Annotated in this window: 16 protein-coding genes and 4 tRNA genes; 2 read left to right on the top strand and 18 right to left on the bottom strand. The window is 59.8% G+C overall.

Translation table 11 applies throughout. The features are described from left to right. Positions 1-78 precede the first annotated feature (78 nt). Positions 79-153: transfer RNA gene (locus FJE54_RS12520), tRNA-Val, on the bottom strand. A 158-nt stretch (positions 154-311) separates the two neighbouring features. On the opposite strand from FJE54_RS12520, the gene FJE54_RS12525 reads away from it, so the two are divergent. Next, positions 312-387 (top strand) — tRNA-Gly (locus FJE54_RS12525). Between the two features lie 67 nt (positions 388-454). Next, positions 455-528 (top strand) — tRNA-Cys (locus FJE54_RS12530). A 126-nt stretch (positions 529-654) separates the two neighbouring features. On the opposite strand, the gene FJE54_RS12535 is transcribed toward FJE54_RS12530, so the two are convergent. The 17 genes from FJE54_RS12535 to FJE54_RS12615 all read right to left on the bottom strand — a co-directional run bounded on the left by FJE54_RS12535 (position 655) and on the right by FJE54_RS12615 (position 19,059). Beyond that, positions 655-1,107 carry an 8-oxo-dGTP diphosphatase gene (locus FJE54_RS12535; protein WP_139653130.1) on the bottom strand — a complete coding sequence of 151 codons (453 nt, stop codon included), beginning with the start codon at positions 1,105-1,107 and terminating at the stop codon, positions 655-657. 88 nt (positions 1,108-1,195) lie between these two features. Then, on the bottom strand, positions 1,196-1,945 hold the full coding sequence (locus FJE54_RS12540; protein ID WP_139653131.1) for an HAD family hydrolase: 750 nt from the start codon (positions 1,943-1,945) through the stop codon (positions 1,196-1,198). Then, a complete protein-coding gene (locus FJE54_RS12545; protein ID WP_139653133.1) occupies positions 1,926-2,834 on the bottom strand; it encodes a cation diffusion facilitator family transporter in 909 nt (302 codons plus the stop codon). Before FJE54_RS12545 ends, FJE54_RS12540 begins: the two co-directional genes overlap by 20 nt. Before the next feature lie 173 nt (positions 2,835-3,007). Next, a tRNA-Leu gene (locus tag FJE54_RS12550) sits at positions 3,008-3,096 on the bottom strand. 72 nt (positions 3,097-3,168) lie between these two features. Next, positions 3,169-3,420: a preprotein translocase subunit SecG gene (gene secG / locus FJE54_RS12555; protein ID WP_139653134.1), complete on the bottom strand. Its 252-nt coding sequence runs from the start codon at positions 3,418-3,420 to the stop codon at positions 3,169-3,171. A gap of 85 nt (positions 3,421-3,505) precedes the next feature. Beyond that, complete coding sequence (gene gpmI, locus FJE54_RS12560; RefSeq protein WP_255467421.1) at positions 3,506-5,068, bottom strand: 2,3-bisphosphoglycerate-independent phosphoglycerate mutase; 1,563 nt, start codon at positions 5,066-5,068, stop codon at positions 3,506-3,508. 9 nt (positions 5,069-5,077) lie between these two features. Continuing rightward, the gene (gene tpiA / locus FJE54_RS12565) at positions 5,078-5,851 is read right to left on the bottom strand and encodes a triose-phosphate isomerase (protein WP_139653136.1); all 774 of its coding nucleotides are present in this window, start codon (positions 5,849-5,851) and stop codon (positions 5,078-5,080) included. 29 nt (positions 5,852-5,880) lie between these two features. Next, positions 5,881-7,065, bottom strand: coding sequence for a phosphoglycerate kinase (locus tag FJE54_RS12570; protein WP_139653139.1), 1,185 nt, complete (start codon positions 7,063-7,065; stop codon positions 5,881-5,883). A 103-nt stretch (positions 7,066-7,168) separates the two neighbouring features. Next, the gene (gap, locus tag FJE54_RS12575; RefSeq protein ID WP_139653140.1) at positions 7,169-8,170 is read right to left on the bottom strand and encodes a type I glyceraldehyde-3-phosphate dehydrogenase; all 1,002 of its coding nucleotides are present in this window, start codon (positions 8,168-8,170) and stop codon (positions 7,169-7,171) included. 350 nt (positions 8,171-8,520) lie between these two features. After that, entirely contained in the window at positions 8,521-9,450 is a 930-nt protein-coding gene (gene whiA, locus FJE54_RS12580; protein WP_139653141.1) for a DNA-binding protein WhiA, read from the bottom strand. Then, positions 9,429-10,553: a gluconeogenesis factor YvcK family protein gene (locus FJE54_RS12585; protein WP_139653143.1), complete on the bottom strand. Its 1,125-nt coding sequence runs from the start codon at positions 10,551-10,553 to the stop codon at positions 9,429-9,431. Before FJE54_RS12585 ends, whiA begins: the two co-directional genes overlap by 22 nt. Continuing rightward, on the bottom strand, positions 10,550-11,503 hold the full coding sequence (rapZ, locus tag FJE54_RS12590; RefSeq protein WP_139653144.1) for an RNase adapter RapZ: 954 nt from the start codon (positions 11,501-11,503) through the stop codon (positions 10,550-10,552). Before rapZ ends, FJE54_RS12585 begins: the two co-directional genes overlap by 4 nt. Continuing rightward, entirely contained in the window at positions 11,500-13,596 is a 2,097-nt protein-coding gene (gene uvrC / locus FJE54_RS12595; RefSeq protein WP_139653146.1) for an excinuclease ABC subunit UvrC, read from the bottom strand. Before uvrC ends, rapZ begins: the two co-directional genes overlap by 4 nt. A gap of 75 nt (positions 13,597-13,671) precedes the next feature. Beyond that, positions 13,672-14,337 carry a TorD/DmsD family molecular chaperone gene (locus FJE54_RS12600; protein WP_180326729.1) on the bottom strand — a complete coding sequence of 222 codons (666 nt, stop codon included), beginning with the start codon at positions 14,335-14,337 and terminating at the stop codon, positions 13,672-13,674. Positions 14,338-14,452: 115 nt separating this feature from the next. After that, a complete protein-coding gene (locus FJE54_RS12605) occupies positions 14,453-15,028 on the bottom strand; it encodes a 4Fe-4S dicluster domain-containing protein (protein WP_139653150.1) in 576 nt (191 codons plus the stop codon). 10 nt (positions 15,029-15,038) lie between these two features. Further along, positions 15,039-17,546, bottom strand: coding sequence for a molybdopterin-containing oxidoreductase family protein (locus FJE54_RS12610; protein ID WP_139653152.1), 2,508 nt, complete (start codon positions 17,544-17,546; stop codon positions 15,039-15,041). Between the two features lie 283 nt (positions 17,547-17,829). Further along, the gene (locus tag FJE54_RS12615) at positions 17,830-19,059 is read right to left on the bottom strand and encodes a Fic family protein (RefSeq protein ID WP_139653153.1); all 1,230 of its coding nucleotides are present in this window, start codon (positions 19,057-19,059) and stop codon (positions 17,830-17,832) included. Positions 19,060-19,270 lie beyond the last annotated feature (211 nt).

Below are 19,270 nucleotides of genomic sequence, written 5' to 3' on the forward strand. Positions count from 1 at the left end.
AGATCCTCAATGATGAACAGGCTAGTAGCAATACGAAAACAGGTCAGACGGCTTTCACCATCTGACCTGCACAATTCATGGTGGGCGATACAAGATTTGAACTTGTGACCCCTACCGTGTCAAGGTAGTGCTCTCCCCCTGAGCTAATCGCCCGCTTGGGTTGCTCGCATTCGCTTTGCACACCAGCGAATGGATATACTACCAGATTGAGCGCGCTTGGCAAAGCTCTTTTTCAAAAAACATCGGCGAGAAAAATTTGAAAAAAGGGCTTGCGCTCGCCCTGGGGTTTCAGTATCATATCTCCTTGCGTTGCGGACGTGGCTCAGTTGGTAGAGCACGACCTTGCCAAGGTCGGGGTCGCGGGTTCGAACCCCGTCGTCCGCTCCATCGAAACAACGGGCCGGTCATTCATAGCTGTGTATGGCCGGCCTTTTTCGATGAAACCGCTCGTCGTGGCGACGTGGCCAAGTGGTAAGGCAGAGGCCTGCAAAGCCTTCATCCCCGGTTCGAATCCGGGCGTCGCCTCCAACGTCTTTCCAAACGCCTTCGGGCGTTTTTTCATTTCCAGCCTTAGATTGAAACGGGATGGTAAACACGTCCGAGCGCCGCATGGGCGCGAGTGAAAAGCAGGTGCTCGGCCGTCCTGAACGCCGTTTAATGCAGCTCGAACCAGCTGTTCCCCTCTTTGCCGGTGCGGTACATAAACTCCTGAAGCTCTTCGGAATCGAAAACGGCGAGCAGTTCCCTGAAATCGGGGACGAGCGGATACGAATCGATGTCGCCGCGCTTGATCCAACGCATCTTGCCCTCAGCCGAAGAGGAAAGCTCGCCCGTAAAATCCGAAGTCTTGAACAAAAGCGCGATGTAGCGCTCGTCGTCGGCAGACTGGTACTGCTTTACGCCGCACAGACGCGGATGCTCGATGGTCAGCCCCGTCTCTTCCCAAATCCCGCGTTTAACCGCCTCGACGAACGACTCGCCATGCTCGACGTGCCCGCCGGGAAACGTCACGCCGGGCCAGTTCTCGGCAACGCGGTCCTGAAGAAGGATCTCATCGCCGTGGTAGACCATGCACAGCACGGTCACGATCGCTTGCTCGCTGGCCATATCAACACGCTTTCATCGGGGCGGCTGTTTCCGTGGATTCATTATAGCGCGCCTTCGACAGACTGCCGCTCCCTCGTTTACCTGCCGTTTACGAGATACGTCCTCGCTGCTCGACACGCTCGAGCGCATCGGCAAGCGCGTCGAGCGAGGGGATCGTATCGTATCCGGAGTCCGACCAAATCCCAGCGCGGTCGACGATGATCGGATGCACGCCGGCACTTCGGGCACCCGCACCGTCCGCATCGGGCCTGTCCCCCACGTGAACCGCTTCCGAAGCGTCGATGCCGAGGCGTTCGAGCATGACGGTGAATATCATCGGATTCGGTTTCCGATAGCCGACATCAGCCGACGAAACGATCTCGTCGAAGTACGGAGCCATCCTGAGACCCCGAATCAGATCTTCGAGGTTCGAAGACCAGTTGGATACGATACCGAGTCTCAGATGGCGCCTCTTGAGCTCTTTGAGGCACGGCAACGCATCGTCGAACACTGCCCAGTTTGCAGGGGTACGGTACGCCTCGTTCATCTCCCGCGCGATGGCCTCGGCATCATGGCCAAGGCCGCACAAATGGCTCAGGTAGCGGTACATGTCCAGATACATCTGCTCGGAGCCTTCGTGGGAGCACCAGAAATCCCCATCGCGCAGATACTCCTCTTCGTAGAAGCCGTTGACCGAGGGCATGTGCTTTAGTACAACCTCAGGATCGACGACATGCCCGCGACGCGCCGCAACCGCACAGAACGTACCGTCGATATCGGGTTCGGGATCGATGAGCGTCGAACCTACGTCGAACAGCACCGCTTTGATCATGCCGCCCTCAATCCACGTGTCCGTCATCGGGTTCGATATGTACGAGTACCTCGATAACCTGGGGGTAGTTGAGCTTTATCGCATCCTCGATACGCTCGCTCAAATCGTGCGCGGCTCTGACCGTCATGCCTTCGTCTACGCATATATGCAGATCGACGTACACTTCCCCTTCGGTGCCCCGCGTCCTGATCCGGTGGGTGCCATCGACGCCGGGAATGTTCAGCACGAACCGCTCGAGTTCGTCTTCGGGAATGCGGGCGTGATCGGAAAGCGTGGCGAGCGCATGCTTGAACACATCGTAGGCCGTCGCGAGGATGGCAACCGTCACCACAAGGGCAACGATCGGATCGGCCGCCGGAAAACCGAGCGCGACAAAGACGAGGCCCACGATGACACCGACGGAAACGAGCGCGTCGGACAACGTATGGCTCGCATCGGCCGAAAGCACTTCGCTTCGCAGAAGCTTTCCCTGGCGGCGTTCATAGAATGTGACACCCAAATTCACGCACAGTGTGACGATCATGACGACGAATGACACGGGCGTAACCTCAGCCGTATAGTTCTGCGATACGAGTTTGACAACGGCGCTGCTTCCCACCTCGAACGCCGCGAGCAGAAGCAGGATGCCGATCGCAAGGCTCGCGTAGGTTTCAAACTTCGCATGCCCGTAGGGATGGCTCTCGTCGGCGGGACGCGAAGCGAGCGCGATGCCGATGAGGCCGATGACGTTGCCGGCCGAGTCGAACACCGAGTGGATGCCGTCTGCCTGCATGGCAGCCGAGCCGCTCAGTGTTCCGTAGATGTACTTCGCAGCCGCAACGCCGAGGTTAAGAAAGAGAATGATCCAGAGGATGCGCTTGATAGCGCGCATGCGCTCGGACACGGGAGGTTTTGCCAGTAATGCTGCCTTCGCCATTGGTCGCGTCCTTTCTCGCTTTCGGCCTCGCGCGACGGATGCCTTCTTTTCCTGTGCGCCCGATGCGCTATCCCAAAACGATCGCGTGCGCTTCGGCTCTTCCGGAAAGTCAAGGGGTCATACTTCGCTTACCTATAGAAAAAGGGAGCCACTCGGACTCCCTTCTAGCTTCCTGGTGTCGGAGGCGGGATTTGAACCCGCACACCCGTAATGTGGGCACTAGCACCTCAAGCTAGCGTGTCTGCCGTTCCACCACTCCGACCTATGTATTGCTCAAAAGCAACGTTGGATATTCTACCAAAACCAGCGCCGATGTACAGGACTTTTTTAAACTTTATGCAATCGTTCCTTGCGGATAGATGATCATGAGCACGATAAGCGACAACAAGAAGATGACCGCGAAGATGATCGTGATGCGGTCGAGATTCTTTTCGACGATGCTCGTACCCGTTTGCGTCGAGTAGACCGAACTCGCGATCATATCGGAAATGCCGGTTCCCTTGCCGGAATGCAGCAAGATGAATATGATCAAACCGACGCCTGAAATGACCAGCAGGGCCAGTGTGATAATCAACAGTGGGTTCAACGTTCTCTACTCCTCAAAGCGCCGGACGGCGTTGTCATACACGTCATCGGCCATCGAATGCTCACGAACAATCAATTATACTTATTTACTCCTTACGCGCAAGGAGGTTTTTACCCGTCATCTCAGAAGGAACATCGACTCCAATCAGGTTGAGAAGCGTCGGCGCAATATCGCAGAGTGCACCCCGCGTGTCGACGAGCGTCCATTCGGTGTCCGCGTAGTCGATGAGCACGAGCGGCACGAGGGCCGTCGTGTGGGCCGTAAACGGACTCCCGTCATCGTCGAGCATCTTGTCGGCGTTGCCGTGATCGGCGGTCAGAAGTGCTGTGCCGCCCTGTTCCTTGAGCGCTGCAAGCACGCTTTCCACCCCCGCATCGACGGCTTCGACCGCCTTCACTGCTGCGGGAATGCTTCCCGTGTGGCCTACCATATCGCAGTTGGCGAAGTTAACCAGATACACGTCCGCCTCGCTCGCGCGTATGGCCGCCGCAAGCGCCGACGCAACCTCCGGCTCGCTCATTTCGGGTTTGAGATCGTACGTTGCCACTTTCGGGCTCGGCACAAGCGTGCGCCGCTCGCCTTCCTTGGGTTCTTCAATGCCGCCGTTTAAAAAGAACGTCACATGCGCGTACTTCTCTGTTTCGGCGATATGGTATTGGGAAAGACCTTCTGCGGCAAGCACGTCGGCAAGCACGTTTTTGGGAAACTCCTTTTCGAAGGCAACCGGCGCATCTATGGTGGGATCGTACTCGGTGAGGCACGTAAACGACACGCGGGGCCGCACGCCGCGGTCGAATCCGGAAAAATCCTCGTCAGTGAACGCGCGGGTTATCTCGCGGGCGCGGTCGGGTCGGAAGTTGAAGAACACAACCGCATCGCCGTCGTGCACGCCGCGTTCGTCGAACGCGAGCGGAACGAAGAACTCGTCGGTTACGCCGGCACCGTACGATGCGCGCATCGCCTCTGCAGGCGATGTTTTTGTCAGGGGATCCGCCTGTACGATGGCACGGTACGCCTGCTCGACGCGCTCCCAGCGGTTGTCGCGGTCCATCGCAAAGTACCGGCCGTCGATCGAGGCGATGCGCATCGAAGTGGTATCGGTCGAGACGCGCTCGATGACCCGTTCGAGCTCTTCGATGTAGCCGAGGCCGCTTTTCGGCGGCACATCGCGACCATCCATGAAGCAGTGCACATACACCTCGGGCACGCCCATCGATGCGGCAAGCTCCAGAAGCGCATAGAGGTGCGCGTTGCTCGAATGGACACCGCCGTCAGAGACGAGGCCCATGAGATGAAGGGCGGCTTTCGGCTTGCAGGCTTCGGAAAATGCCGCGCGGATAACCTCGTTTTCGGCGATCGAACCGTCGCGGCAGGCGCGGTTGATACGTGTGAGCTCCTGATAGACCACACGCCCCGCACCAATGTTCAGATGTCCTACCTCCGAGTTGCCCATTTGCCCGTCGGGCAAACCCACCGGCTCCCCCGAAGCATCGAGGACGGTGTGCGGACAGGTCTCGAACAGCTCGTCGAGCACGGGCGTCGAAGCAAGCGATATCGCGTTGCCCTCGCCCGCTTCGGCGAGGCCGAACCCGTCCATGATGATGAGGCATGCGGGAAGCACACGTCCCTTAGCGCTTTTTTCGCTCACAGACACCGCCTACAGACAAGCTTTGATGAGCTGCACGAACGATTCGGCTTTGAGGCTTGCGCCGCCGATGAGCCCGCCGTCGATGTTCTCCATAGCCAAAAGCGCATCCACGTTACCCGGGTTCATCGAACCCCCGTACAGCACGCGCATATCCTCCGCCGTTGCCTCGTCGGCGATTTCGGCGACGGTCGCCCTGATGGCGGCGCACACCTCGTCGGCCTGTTCGGGAGTGGCTGTGCGGCCCGTACCGATGGCCCAGATGGGTTCGTAGGCGACGACGCACTGCGCGACCTCGTCAGCATCGAGTCCCGCAAACGCAGCGCGCACCTGGGCGGTTACGAATTCGATCGTCGAGCCGTCTTCCCGTACGGCGAGCGATTCGCCCACGCATACGATGGCTCCGAGATCCTCGGCGACGAGCGCCTTGACCTTCTTGTTCACCGTCTCATCCGTTTCGCCGAACAGCTCGCGGCGTTCTGAGTGGCCGATGATGGAATACGCGCAGCCGATTTCCTTGATCATGGGAACCGATATCTCGCCCGTATAGGCGCCCGAAGGCTCCCAGTACACATTCTGAGCTGCAACCTCGATCTTCACCTTGTCGAAATCGAGAACGGTTTTCGCGGGCTTGAGGTCGACAAACGGCGTGCACAGCACGATCTCGACCGCTTCGTCCCACTCCTTCTTCTCATACTGGTTAGCGATTTCCTGCGTGAGGACGACCGCCTCCGAGATGGTGTTGTTCATCTTCCAATTGCCGGCCATCATGGGCATGCGCGCCATAGTCATCATTCCTTTCGCGTGATGTGCGTTTACCTGAGAGCTTCGACGCCGGGCAGCGCCTCGCCCTGGACGAGCTCCATGGAAGCTCCTCCGCCCGTCGAGATAAACGTCATCTTGCTTCCCAAATCGAATTTGTTGACCGCAGCAACGCTGTCGCCGCCGCCGATGATGGTATCGGCTTCGGCGTTTTCTGCTACGGCTTCGGCCACCGCTTTGGTGCCGCTTTCGAACGCCTTCATCTCGAACACGCCCATCGGACCGTTCCAGAACACGGTATTCGCACCGGCGATGGCGTCGGCGTAGAGCTTCGCCGTTTCGGGACCGATATCGAGGCCCATCATATCAGAGGGTATGGCGTCGGCCGAAACGGTTACCGTTGCGGCATCTTCGGAAAATGCGTCGGCCGCGATCACATCGACCGGCAGCAGAATATCGACGCCTGCGTCTTTCGCGCGCAAAAGCGTAGCCGCTGCGCGTTCGATCCAATCCTCTTCTTTGAGCGAGGTGCCCACCTCTTTGCCCTCGGCCAAAAGAAACGTGAAGCACATGCCGCCGCCGATGATAAGCGTATCGCACTTATCGATGAGCGCGTCGATCACCTTGATCTTGTCCGACACCTTCGAACCGCCGAGAATAGCGACGAACGGCCGCTTCGGATTCTCGAGCATGCTGCCGAGCGTGGACACTTCCTTTGAGAGCAAATAGCCTGCATATGCGGGCAGAAACGCTGCGATGCCCGCTGTGGAAGCATGGGCGCGGTGCGCGGCGCCGAACGCATCGTTCACATACACGTCGCCAAGCGCTGCGAGCTCTTCACTGAACGTCGGATCATTCTTCTTCTCGCGCTTGTCGAAGCGCAGATTCTCGATGAGCAGTACTTGACCGTTTGCAAGCGAGGCGGCCTTAGCCTGCGCGTCGGGTCCTACCGTATCGGTCGCAAACACGACGGACTTGCCCAAAAGCTCGCTTAGGCGCCGGGCTGCCGGGCGAAGCGAGAACTCCTCTTCGAAGCCGTTTCCCGAGGGACGCCCCAGATGGCTCATCAGGATGACGCGCGCACCGTTTCCGACCAGGTACTCGATCGTCGGCAGCGCCGCCTTGATGCGCGTATCGTCTGAAACTTCGCCGTCTTTGAGCGGCACGTTGAAATCGACGCGCACGAGCACGCGCTTGCCCGAAACGTCGGCCTCCTCGAGGGTTTTTATGTCGGACACAGGGCCCTCCTATCTAAACGGAAAGCGCATTGTCACCCGAAAAACACGCCTCTGCGAAACGAGGCGTGTTTTCAAAGCGGCAATGCGCCCTCAAAGGATGCAGTTACAGCAAGATCTTCGCAAGATCCTTCACGCGGTTCGAGTAACCCCACTCGTTGTCGTACCAGGAGATGCACTTGGCAAACGTTCCCTGGCCGCCCATGACCATGGTGAGCTTGCTGTCGAAGATCGAGGAATGCGCATCGCCCACGATGTCGACCGAAACGATCGGGTCTTCGGTGTATTCGAGGATGCCCTTCATCGGGCCCTCGGCCGCAGCCTTCATGGCAGCGTTGATCTCGTCGATCGTCGCCTCGCGCTCAAGCTCGACCGTGAGGTCGACCATCGATCCGTCGGGCGTGGGAACGCGGGTTGCAAACCCGTCGAGTTTGCCCTTAAGCTCGGGGAGCACGAGCGACACCGCGCGGGCGGCACCGGTGGTGGTCGGGATCATGGAGAGGGCTGCTGCGCGGGCGCGGCGCAGATCCTTGTGGGGAAGATCGAGGATCTTCTGATCGTTGGTGTAGGAGTGGATCGTGTTCATGTAGCCGCGTTTGATGCCGAAGGTGTCGAGCAGAACCTTGGCGAACGGGGCGAGGCAGTTCGTGGTGCAGGAAGCGTTCGAGATGATGTTGTGCTTTTCTTTGTCGTACTCGCCGTCGTTCACGCCCATGACAATGGTGATGTCCTCGTTCTTCGCAGGAGCGGAGATGATGACCTTCTTCGCACCAGCATCGAGGTGCGCAGCTGCTTTCGTGCCGTCGGTGAAGAATCCCGTCGACTCGACGACGACGTCGACGCCGAGCTCGCCCCAGGGAAGGTTTGCGGGCTCGCGCTCGGAGAGCACCTTGACCGCGCGTCCGTCGGCAATGAACCCTTCGTCGGTAACTTCGACCGTGTCGAATGCACGTCCATGGATGGAATCGTACTTCAGCAGGTGAGCCATCGTGGGAATGTCGCCCAGATCGTTCACGGCAACAACCTCAAGCTCGGGATCGTTCGCCATCGCGCGGAACACCAAGCGGCCGATGCGACCGAATCCGTTTATACCTACCTTAGTTGTCATTCGTATCCCCTTTCATACAAGAATACCGTGGGTAGTCGTAACTAGGCTGATCATACCACGCGTTTCTCGCATAGGCGCAACCACTTGCCCTTTCCCATGAAAAAGCCGCCGAACGGTTACGAAGGCCGCAGCCACGCTGCTCGCCCGAGCGCCTAGGTGGCTGCGGGTAGTGGCGTTGAGGCCGGCTCTTAACGTACCACCAAGTCCGGGCGTCGAACCCGAACGCACCGCCGAGCCCGGCCCTGGGCGTACAACGAGACCCTGGGTTTACGAAAGCACCGAGCGGAATGTATATGCACCAGGATGAGAATGACGAAAGCAGCACCGTCGGCGCCGCGAGAACCCCAAATCTAGTTTCCGAGTTCTTTCGCCATCTGCTCGATGCGGCGCACGCGGTGATACACCGCCGATTTGGACAGCGGCGGATTCGCCTTCTCGCCGAGCTCTTTGAGTGTGGCGTCGGGATTGGTTACGCGCAGCTTGATGAATTCCTGCAAGGCGGGCGGCAAGTGCTCCATCCCGTAGGCATCCACCACCTTGCGGATCGCGAATATCTGATCGACCGATGCATTGGCCGCCTTCGCCTGGTTCGCGATCTCGGCGTTGGTGATGCGGTTCACATCGTTGCGCACGCTTTTGATCACGCGCTCGTTCTCCATGGAGAGCGCGCTGTGATGGGCGCCGACAAACGCGAGGAATTCGAGGATCGCCGTGCCGCTTTTGAGATAGACCATATACGAGCTTCGGCGTTGCATGATGCGCGCCTTGATGTCCTTGCCCCCCATCAGCTCGACCAATCCCTCGGCAAGGCTCTCGTTTTCCACCGTGATCTCGAAATGGAAATCACCGCGGGGATTCGCGATGAATCCGCTTCCGAGAAACGCACCCCGCAGATACGCCGCCGCGCAGCACTGCTTTTCCACGAGCTCGGGCTTGATGCCCATTTCGAGGCCGTCGTCGGAAAGCACGCCCATGTCGCGCAGCGCAGCCTCGAGCGACGGCTGTGTCATCACCTCGATCAGGTAATTCGGCGTTTTATGGAGCACGCTTCGGCGCACGGTGAGGTTCGTCTTAAGCTCGTAGATGCCGTGTAGGAGCTTGATGACGAGGCGGGCCACGCTCGGCACGTCGGTCGCGATCTCGATGCGATAGCGCCCGGGCCCGCTGAAGAACAGCGTGCCCTCTATGCGCACGAGCGCCGCAAGCGTCGCCTTCTCGCAATGGCTGCACATGGGAGCCACGCGAGCGAGCTCGTCTTTTACCTCCGCGGTGAACGACACAGCCTCATCACCCCCGCAAACGCCGCGCGGAGCGCGCGCGGATCATGCCAAGTGGGACGTTGCGGATCGACGAGGTTACGGGCAACGACCACCGGACCCTCGGCCTGGATGGCCTGCACGTCGGCATACGATACCGCAACCGGGCGGATGCGCCCCGAAAGCTGCGCATCGCCCAGATCCGACATAGTAGACGGGCATTCGCGCTCGCCGACGGCAGCGTTGTAGCTTTCTGAAAGCGCATTGTCGGGGCGCAACTGCGCAGGCGTATGCACGAGCACGTAATCGAGCAGCCCGTACATGCCGTGCTCCATGAGCGCTTCGATATGCTCCTTCGCCGAAAGACCCCAGGTCTCGCCCTGCATGTCGGCGAGCGAGCAGACGAAAAGCGTTCGCCCTTTCGAAGCGCGGATCGCATCGACGACACCGGGGATAAGCAGATTGGGTACGATCGAGGTGAAGAGCGACCCCGGGCCGAGCACGATCAGGTCGGCCTGCTCAATCGCCTCAAGAGCAGGCGCGTACGGCTCGGGCTCTTCTGCTGCCTGCAGCCACACGTATTGAAGCGCGGTTGACGAAGCGCATGCGTTCGCCTGGCCGACGAGGTTCGAGCCGTCGCGCGTACGGGCGCAGAGCGTCACCCGGTCGAGCGTGGAGGGATATACGTGCCCCCGGGCATCGAGCAGCTTCTCGCAGATGGCGATGGCCTCGGGAAACGATCCGCACGCATCCTCGAGCGCCGAGAGCAGAAGGTTTCCGAGCGTGTGGTTCTGAGCGAACTCGAAGCGGTACTTGAACGCACGCGTAAGGGGATCGTTCGGGTCTTTCGCGAACGCGGCGAGGCACTTGCGCACATCTCCCGGCGGCGTGACGTTCGCCTCCTCGCGCAGGATGCCCGTCGAACCGCCGTCATCCGCCATGGCGACAACGGCGCTCGTTTCAAAGCCCATCGAAAGCAGCGTGCGGATGGAAACCGGAGCTCCGGTTCCTCCCCCGATCACCACGGCACGCGTTTCGCCGTTTGCGGAAACGAGCGGTTCCGATCCGCTGATGGCCGCAAACGCTGCCGTATTGGACGGATCCTGGCTGAAAGGATGGCCGTTCATCGCACGGCCCGTCCCGCCTTGCCCGTATCGGCAAGCGACAGATCGCGATGTGCGATGCTCACGCGGTAGCCCATCGCCTTCAAGTACTCCCCCGTCGTCTCGGCAAGCGCGACGCTTCTGTGCTGGCCTCCCGTGCAACCGATCGCAATGGCGAGCTGCTGCTTTCCCTCGGCAACGTAACCGGGCATCACGCAATCGAGCAGCGAGCGCCATTTTTTCTGGAATTCCTCGGTCTCTTTCCGATACAGCACGAAATCGCGTACAGGAGCATCGAGTCCGGTGAGGGTCTTCAGCTCTGGTTCGTAGTAGGGGTTCGGCAGAAAACGGACGTCCATGACGATATCGGCATCGAGCGCCGCACCGTGCTTGAAGCCGAACGAGTACACCGTCACCGTGAGCGCCGCCCTCTCGTCGTCTTCGGAAAACAGCGAGCGGATTGTTTTTTTGAGCTCCTGCGGAAGCATGTCGGTCGTATCGATGATGTCGTTGGCCGTCTCCTTGATGGAGAACAGCAGCTCGCGCTCTTGTTGGATGCCTTGCCCGATCGTCATGCCCTCGTTGCACATAGGGTGACGCCGCCTGCTCGATTTATAGCGCGCGATGAGCTTGTCGTCGTCGGCGTCGAGGAACAGAAGGCGGTAGTCGACGCCCTGCTCCTTAAGCTCGCCGATCTCGCACATGAGGTCGGCGAAAAAATCGCGATTGCGCGCATCGCACACGACGGCGAGCTTTCGATTCGCATCGGGCTGGCCGGGCATGCCCTTGAGCGTGAGCAGATCGCCGATCATGCTTGCAGGCAGGTTGTCGATGCAGAAATACCCGAGATCCTCGAACGCGTGCATCGCCTCGGTGCGACCTGCGCCGCTCATGCCCGTGACGATGACGAGTTCGGGCATGGAAGCTTCCTGCTCTAAGGTAACCGAGCAGCTCTCGGTTGCGCTTTCGCTCATAATGCCTCCTCCAACGGCGTGTCCTCGCATGCCGCTTCGCCTTGTTTCCGATGCGCTTCTTCGCCGACCGCATGCGAGGCCGTGCCGTCTGCGCCTGCCTGAAGCGCGCTCGCTGCCGCTTCGGCAAACCCTGGCGTGGACGAAAGGTCCTCGGACGCTTCGCTCGAAGCGGCTGCGAGCTCGGTGTTCTCTTTGTCATTATACTGCCGAAGCACCGCGTAGAGCTCTTCGGCCACCTCTTCGGGTACGACCTTGGCGGCCTTGATCTCTTCAAGCGCAGCGCTTTTGAGGTTCCTGAAAGATTTGAACGCTTTCAGAAGCGCCTTCTTGCGCACGGGCCCGAGTCCCACCACATCGTCGAGCACGCTCGCCGTCATGCCTTTGCCGCGCAGCTCGCGATGGAACGTGATGGCGAAGCGGTGCGCTTCGTCGCGCACCTGCTTGACGAGGTAGAGCGACGACGATCCGCTCGGGAGCACCACGGGGCCGGTATCCTGCCAAGGCACGAACAGTTCCTCGTCGCGCTTCGCGAGGCCCGCGAGCGCTATGTCGTCGATGCCGAGCTCGTCGAACATCTCGAGAGCCGCCGAAAGCTGCGGCTTGCCGCCGTCGAGGATGATGAGGTCGGGCTTTTTCCCGAAGCGCTCGTCGGCCATGCGCTCGGGAGCATACCGCCGTCCGAGCACCTCCTGCATAGAAAGGAAATCGTTCGCCTCGGTAAGCGGCGTTTTGATCTTAAAGCGACGGTACTGGTTCTTGTCGGGCTTGCCGTTGGTGAACACGACCATCGAGGCGACCGTATAGGAGCCGTGGATAGTCGAGATATCGAAACACTCGATGCGCATCGGCGGCTCGTCGAGCGCAAGCGCGCTCTCAAGCTGCAAAAGCGCATCGTTGATGCGTTTGTCCTCGTAGTTCGTGCGCACTTTATAGCGCATGAGCGCGTGGCGGGCGTTCGTTTCAGCCATGTCGAGCAGATCGGCCTTCTCGCCCTTCTTCGGCGCGGTGAAGCGGACCTTCGCACCGCGCACGCTCGCAAGCTTCTCGGTGAGCCACTCTTCCATGACCGCATCGTCGTCGGGCACCTCGCGCACGATCACCTCATGCGGGATCGAGGTGGTCGTGTCGTAGTAGCGCAAAAGGAACATATGGAGCAGATCCTGGTCGGGAACGTCTTTGCCTTTGTTCAGGATGAACTCGTTGCTGTTGATGATGCGGCCCTCGCGGATCATGAACACGTTCACGCCCGCAATGGTCTCCTCGCGGCATATACCGACCACGTCGGCATTGAGGTTGCGCGACGAGACGGCATGCTGCCGGTCGCAGAGCGAATTGATGGTGTCGATGCGCGCCTTGATACGGGCGGCCTTTTCGAAGTCGAGCTCTTCGGCGGCACTCGTCATCTCGTCTTCGAGCTCGACGATGAACTCGCGATGCGACCCCGAAAGGAACCGCTCGATGCGCTTCACGTTTTCCTGATACTCCTCGGGCGTGATGCCCCCGCAGCAAGCACCGGGACCGAGACCCACGTGCGCATCGAAGCACGGCTTTGCGCCTTCTGCATCGAGAAACGTGCTGAGATCCTCGCTTTCGAGCTTGCGCTTCATGCGCCGCCAATCCGCGCACGATGCGGCGCACAAGGGAACCACCCTGCGTGCGATGTCCACCATCTCGCGGGCGGCGCGGCTGTCGGTGTAGGGCCCGAAGTACAACGTACCCGGCCGGTGCTTCTCGCGCGTGTACTTGATGGCGGGAAACACGTCGCCTTTCGTGAGCGCGATGAACGGGTAGCTCTTATCGTCCTTGAAATCGGCGTTGAAGTACGGCGAGTACTGGTTGATGAGGTTCTTCTCGAGGACGAGGCTTTCGTGCTCGTTTTCGGTCACGATATAGTCAAACGTTTCGATCTGATCCACGAGCAGCGGGATTTTGGCGCGTTCGTCCTGATAGTTCACGTACTGGCGCATACGGGCGCGCAGCTGCTTCGCCTTACCGACGTAGATGACCTGGCCGTCTTCGTCCTTCCAGAGATAGACTCCGGGAAGCGCGGGCACGCTCGCAAGTTCGTTTTTGATGCGTTCGAGTTTTTCCATGCATCAAGTATACGATATCGCGCAAACATGCGTTCACGGTTCCTTCATAGGAGCAGAACGCCGAATGGGCGGCGTCTACCGCCCGCAGAACAGCGCGACGATCTGTGCTACCGCAGGATACAGCGGCGTTCGCGCACCGCGTTCGACATGCTCGGCGAAACGAACCGCCCACGTTCCCACATGGCGCTCAAGGAAGATCGCCTGCGCGTTGCGCATTTTCTCGGCTTCGTCGGCATCGCCCGCCTCCCATGCCGATGCCTCCTTCTCTGCGACAAGCGCAAGGAACTCGAGTTCGACGGCTATATGGTCGGGAAGGTCGGTGAACGATTCGGGCACTTCGTACCCGCTTTCCCGATACGCTGCGACAACGGCGCGCTCCTCTGCGGTCCGCAGCCTTCCGAATCCATTTCCGTCCCTATCGCTGGCATAGTAGCTTTCGTAGGGCGGCGCGAGAAGGGCCGCAGGCCCTACGAACAACCGATTGTAATCGAGTTCGAGAGCAAGTCGCACGTTTTCAGGAGCTGATGAAGCACAGTCCTGCTCGAATGCGGCGATACGCGCGAGAAGAGAAGCGACCGTGCCCGCTTCGGCATCGGACAGTATGGCTCCCAGCTCTTCCGAAAAGCCCGACCCGATGATCTTTTCGGCCAACGCATCGTCGGGCCTCCTGAAGCATGCCGCCAAAAGACAGCACAGCCGACCTTGCGCGCGAGCCAAACCCCTTTCTTCACAATATCCCATTGCCGCCACCTCGCCAGTCCGTCTTCCGTCCATTCCGTGTCTCACCCGAACCGCTTGTCCGCTTTGCCGCGCCCGCAGCCCGATATACCCGTCCGGGCTGCGGGCACATGCGGCGCTATGCCATGGAATCCCAGTAGTACACGTTCGGTCCCGTTTCCTCGTCTTCGAGGAGGCGGATCGTGTCGTGCTCTGCGACGATTTTCGCGATCCCGGAGTCGGGATCGTCGAGATCGCCGACTGCTATCGCTCGCCCGGGGCATGCGATCTCGCACATCGTCGTCCCGAGGCCCGCATCGATTCGATGAGCGCACAGCGTGCATTTATCAACAGTATTCGAAGCCTCATCGTACATGCGGGCATCGTAGGGGCATGCTTCGATGCACGATTTGCATCCGGTGCAGAGCTCCTTGTCGATCGTCACGATGCCGTCTTCGCGCTTCTGACTCGCGCCCGTTGGACACACGGCCACGCACGGCGCCGTATCGCAATGCTGGCACGGAACCGGCGTCCACGTCATCGAAAGCTTCGGATACGCCCCCGTTGGAATGTCGTAGACGAGCTTCTCCTCGTCGTTGAGCACGCGCATGCGAAGAAGACCGTCGGCAACGCTGTTCTCCATCTTGCAGCTGATCGAGCAGGTACGGCATCCGATGCAGCGGTGCAGATTGATGGCAAATCCATACTTCGTCATGGCGCACCACCTATGCCTTTCTCACGTCGACGAGGTTGTCGTACGGTGCGAAATTCGTCTCCGATATCGCGTCTTGCGCAGGATTAAGGGTCATGTGGATAAGCGAGCTGTAATGCGTTTCTTCGGGGAAGTCCTTCGGCCACCATCCCTGACGCTGGTTCAAGCATCCGGGCTTGATCTCGGGTGTCACAAGCGCTTTCACCTTGTACGAACCGCGGTCGTTGAACACCTCTACCACATCGTCGGTCGCGATGCCGCGCGCCTCGGCGTCTTCGGGCGCCATCTCGAGCCACGGATCCGGCGCCACCTCGCGGATCCACGGAAGCTGCACGTGCTGCGAATGCGTCGTGTACACGGTGCGGCAGTTCATGAAGGTGAGCGGGTAGGTCGCCGCCATCTCGTTGCGGTTTCCTTCGAGCGGCTCGTAATGGCAGGCGAGCTCTTCGCCGAACTCGGTCAGGCTCTCGGTATACAGTTCGATCTTGCCGCTCGGCGTCTGGAACCGCATGCTTTCGAACGCCACGTAGTTCTCAGGGTAGTTCGCCCGTACGACCTTCTTTTCCATAAGCTCATCGGTATCGATCGAAGCGAATTCAGGGGCGATGCTTTCTTTGAGAATATGGGTCAAGCCGTATTCCTCGATGTCGAGCTTCCACTCGGTTTCCTCGAGGATACCGAAGCGTTCGGCGAGCATCTGGGCTATCTGATAGTCGGTCTTCGCTTCGAACATCGGGCTTATGGCCTGTTCGCGCACTTGCACGTAGAACGACGACCACGCCGTCACGATTTCGAAGGGCTCTTCGTAATAGCTTGTGACGGGCAGCACGAGATCAGCGTACTGCGCGCCCGGCGTCATGATCGAATCGGATACGATGATGAAGTCAAGCTGGGGCAGCACCTCATTGATCATGCGGTTGCGATCGGGGCCTTGCGTGCCCCAACCGTAGTTCTGGGTCCACAGAAGCTTTACAGGGTACGGCTTCTGCGAGGCGACGATGTCGTACCATTGCGATCCCGGCTGCGGTGTCGAAGCGTGGCCCTCCCGCGTAGTGACGGCTGTGGGTCCGAGCGCGAAGAGGATGCGCATGAGGCTTCCGCCCGCCCAGTTTATGTTCGCATGCGGCTTGCCCACGTTGCCGGTGATGGCGGCAAGCTGCACGAGTGCGCGGGTGGGAAGATGGCCGTTCCAATAACGGTTCGTTCCCTGGCTCACGCGCAGGCTCGCAGGCGCTTCATCCGTATAGAGATCGGCAAGCGCCACGATGTCCTCGGCCGGAACCTCGCATATCTCGCTTGCCGCTTCGGGCGTGTAAGCCTCGAGCGATTCGACGAGCAGCTGAAACGCAGGTTTCGCCTCGACGGTTCGGCCGTCGGTTTCGACGCTGAACACCCCGAGCAGCGCAGCGGTTTCAGGAACTTCGGTTTCCTTCGGCAGATCGCCGTTCACCTCGACTGACGGGTATGCGGGCTTCATCTCGTCGGGAACGGCCGCAACGGGAACGGCCTTGCCTGCGCTCTCGTCCCAAACCGCGTACCCATCGTCCAAGCGCACGAGCTTCTTCGTGACGGTATCGACAAGAAACGCGCCGTTCGTGTACGTTCTGATATACGCTTCGTCGTACTTTTTCTGAGCGACAATATGATTCATCATGCCGAGCACCATAGCCGCATCGGTGCCGGGACGAATCGGTATCCACTGGTCGGCTTTCGCCGCCGTGCGCGAGAAGCGCGGATCCACGACGATGAGCTTGCTTCCAGCCTCCTGGGCGTCGAACAGAAAATGCATCTCCTGCATGTTGGTCTCGGCGTAGTTGCAGCCGAACAGGATGATCGCCTTCGAGCCGACCATATCCTCCCACGAGCTCGCATCCTGCTGGACTCCGAGCGGCGGTAAAAACCCCATGTTGCAGGCGTTGTCTCCCATAATGCCGAAGTTCGTGAATGCAGTGCCGTCGTACGTCATGGCCAGCAAAGAAGCCATGATCTGAGGGAACACGCCGTAGTTGCCCGTCATACCGAGAAACGAGTTCGCGGTCGGACCGTACGTGTCGATGTTGTACTGCATCTTCTCGTAGATGAGGTCGATAGCCTCCTCCCAGCTAATGCGCTCGAAATCTCCTGAGCCGCGTTCGCCGACGCGCTTCATAGGGTATTTCACGCGATCGGGAGAATACACGCGCTGCATGGCGTTCGATACGCCGCGCAGGCAGATACGATGGTACGCGTTATCGGGGAATTCCGCAGGCTCCACCTTCACAATCGTATCGTCTTTGACATAGGCGTTGATACCGCAGCTGCCCACGCAGTTGGGCGCGCATACCGTCCTCACGATTTTGTCGTAGTCGGGCTGCCCGGTGCCGACAGGCGTCGACTCGGGCTGAGCCTCTTCTTCCTTCGGGGCACAGGAAACCAGCAGGGTTCCGGTTGCCGCCCCCGCTGCCGCACCGGCGGCAAGCTTGAGGAAGCTCCGCCTTTTCATGCTCAGCCATTCGGTATTCTCTGTTCGAGGTTTCGACATGGATTCACTCCTCTCGTAGCGCATCACCAAACCGCAGGAAAGAACAGCGGAGAAATCTGCAGCTTCCTCCCATGCGACAACAAGGCAACGCCACGGCCCGCCAAGGCCGCATCCCGCAATCGTCTGCATGTTGTTTGGTTCTCCCTTTGTATCAGTATACGGAGCGTTCTGACACAAGGTGCTGTTTTGCGGGAACTCGGAAAACCCGCAATCGGGCCGTTCTGCCCGCCGCAAACGGCAGGGATGCGCCCCTCGCCGCAAAACGGTGATCGATGCGCATCGATCACCCGAGCGAATCGCGGTCTATCGGATGTTCGGGCGTGATGCGCCTGCCGATATCCTCGAGCAGATCGACCGCCCGGCGCGCCACGAACAGCCTTCCCCGCTGAAACCGGTCGAGCGTCTTCACGATGCCCGCCCGCTCAAGGCGCAAGAGCGCATCGTTGACCGCCGACAAGCTCTTCCCCGTCAAGACCGCTGCCTGCTTGACCGTCAGTATCGGAGTCCCCGGCAACAGGTTGAACAGATCTTCGAGCGCAGACCCTTTGTTCGGCTTTCCGAAATCTTCGAGCCACGATTCCTTGAGCTTGAGGATCGCGTCGAGGTACACATCGGCCGCCCGCGCCGAAACCTCCGCCGAAAGCGCGCAGAAATCCACCCATTGATCGATGAACTTCATGCGGTTCGTCTCGTCGATGGCGCACCCGAAGTTGTACGGGAGCAGCGATCGCGCATGACTTGGCGTATCGATTGCCGGTTCGAGCCCGATAGGGGCGATGATGCTGTTCGTGAGTCCGCGCCGATGCAGGATAGCATGGCACATGAGCCTGCCCGTCTTATCCATACCCGACTTGAACGGCTTGATGCTCTCGAATTGGAAATGAGCGAGTGCCGCTTGCGTGATGGGCGAATACGCTTCGTGCCCGCCGAACGCCACGAGATCCTCGACGAGCGCCTCAATCGCTTCGGGTCCGGGCGGCTCGTACACCCTGGCTACAGAGGCGGCCGATTCTGATATCCACGCCTTCCTCCTGAAGCCGACTCCGCTTTCTTGGGCAGAACATCCGAAGCGCGCAATCGAATGGATGTCGAGCAAGTACGCGGTATCGAACGGATTCGAATCGCCTATTCGACCGTATATGTGCTCGAGCGCGCGCTCGAAGAACAGCACCTCGACGGCGGTCTGCCGCTCTTCCTCGTTTTCGAATCCGAAGAAATCGAACGGCTCCCCGCGCTTGACCGGCTCATCATCCCCCTCCGCTGCGCAGGCTTCAAGTTGGAGCAGCGCCACAAGACGGGGCGCCTTGCCCTCTATCCTGATCGTGGAGATGGCTTCGAGCCGTGAAAGCACGCGCCTGAGCGAACCGCTTACATGGCCGTTGAGCGCTTTGTCCTCCATGCGAACAAGCGCGCGTTCGGCCCGTGACGTATTCGCCTGCGTCTCGGGCGATAGGACGAACCGCTGGTTTCTCAGAACATCCGGCGTATACACGATGACCTCCCTGCCATCCAAAGACAGCAACCCCTTTTCATGCTATCGCCTTTCGGGACGTGCGGCAACGCTTTTCCAGCTTTTCGGATTGCGCGGAACGCATCACCGGCCCCGAGTTCGGTCCCGATGCGAAATGCGGCGGCGCCCTGATGCAGAACCGCATCGCCGCCCGACCGCCTGCACCTGCTTTGTTTCGTCTTTTTTAAATCTTCGGTTCGGGCGCGCGAACCTC

Origin of the sequence: Raoultibacter phocaeensis (assembly GCF_901411515.1) — a bacterium.
In the GTDB taxonomy this organism is placed as follows: Bacteria; Actinomycetota; Coriobacteriia; order Coriobacteriales; family Eggerthellaceae; genus Raoultibacter; species Raoultibacter phocaeensis.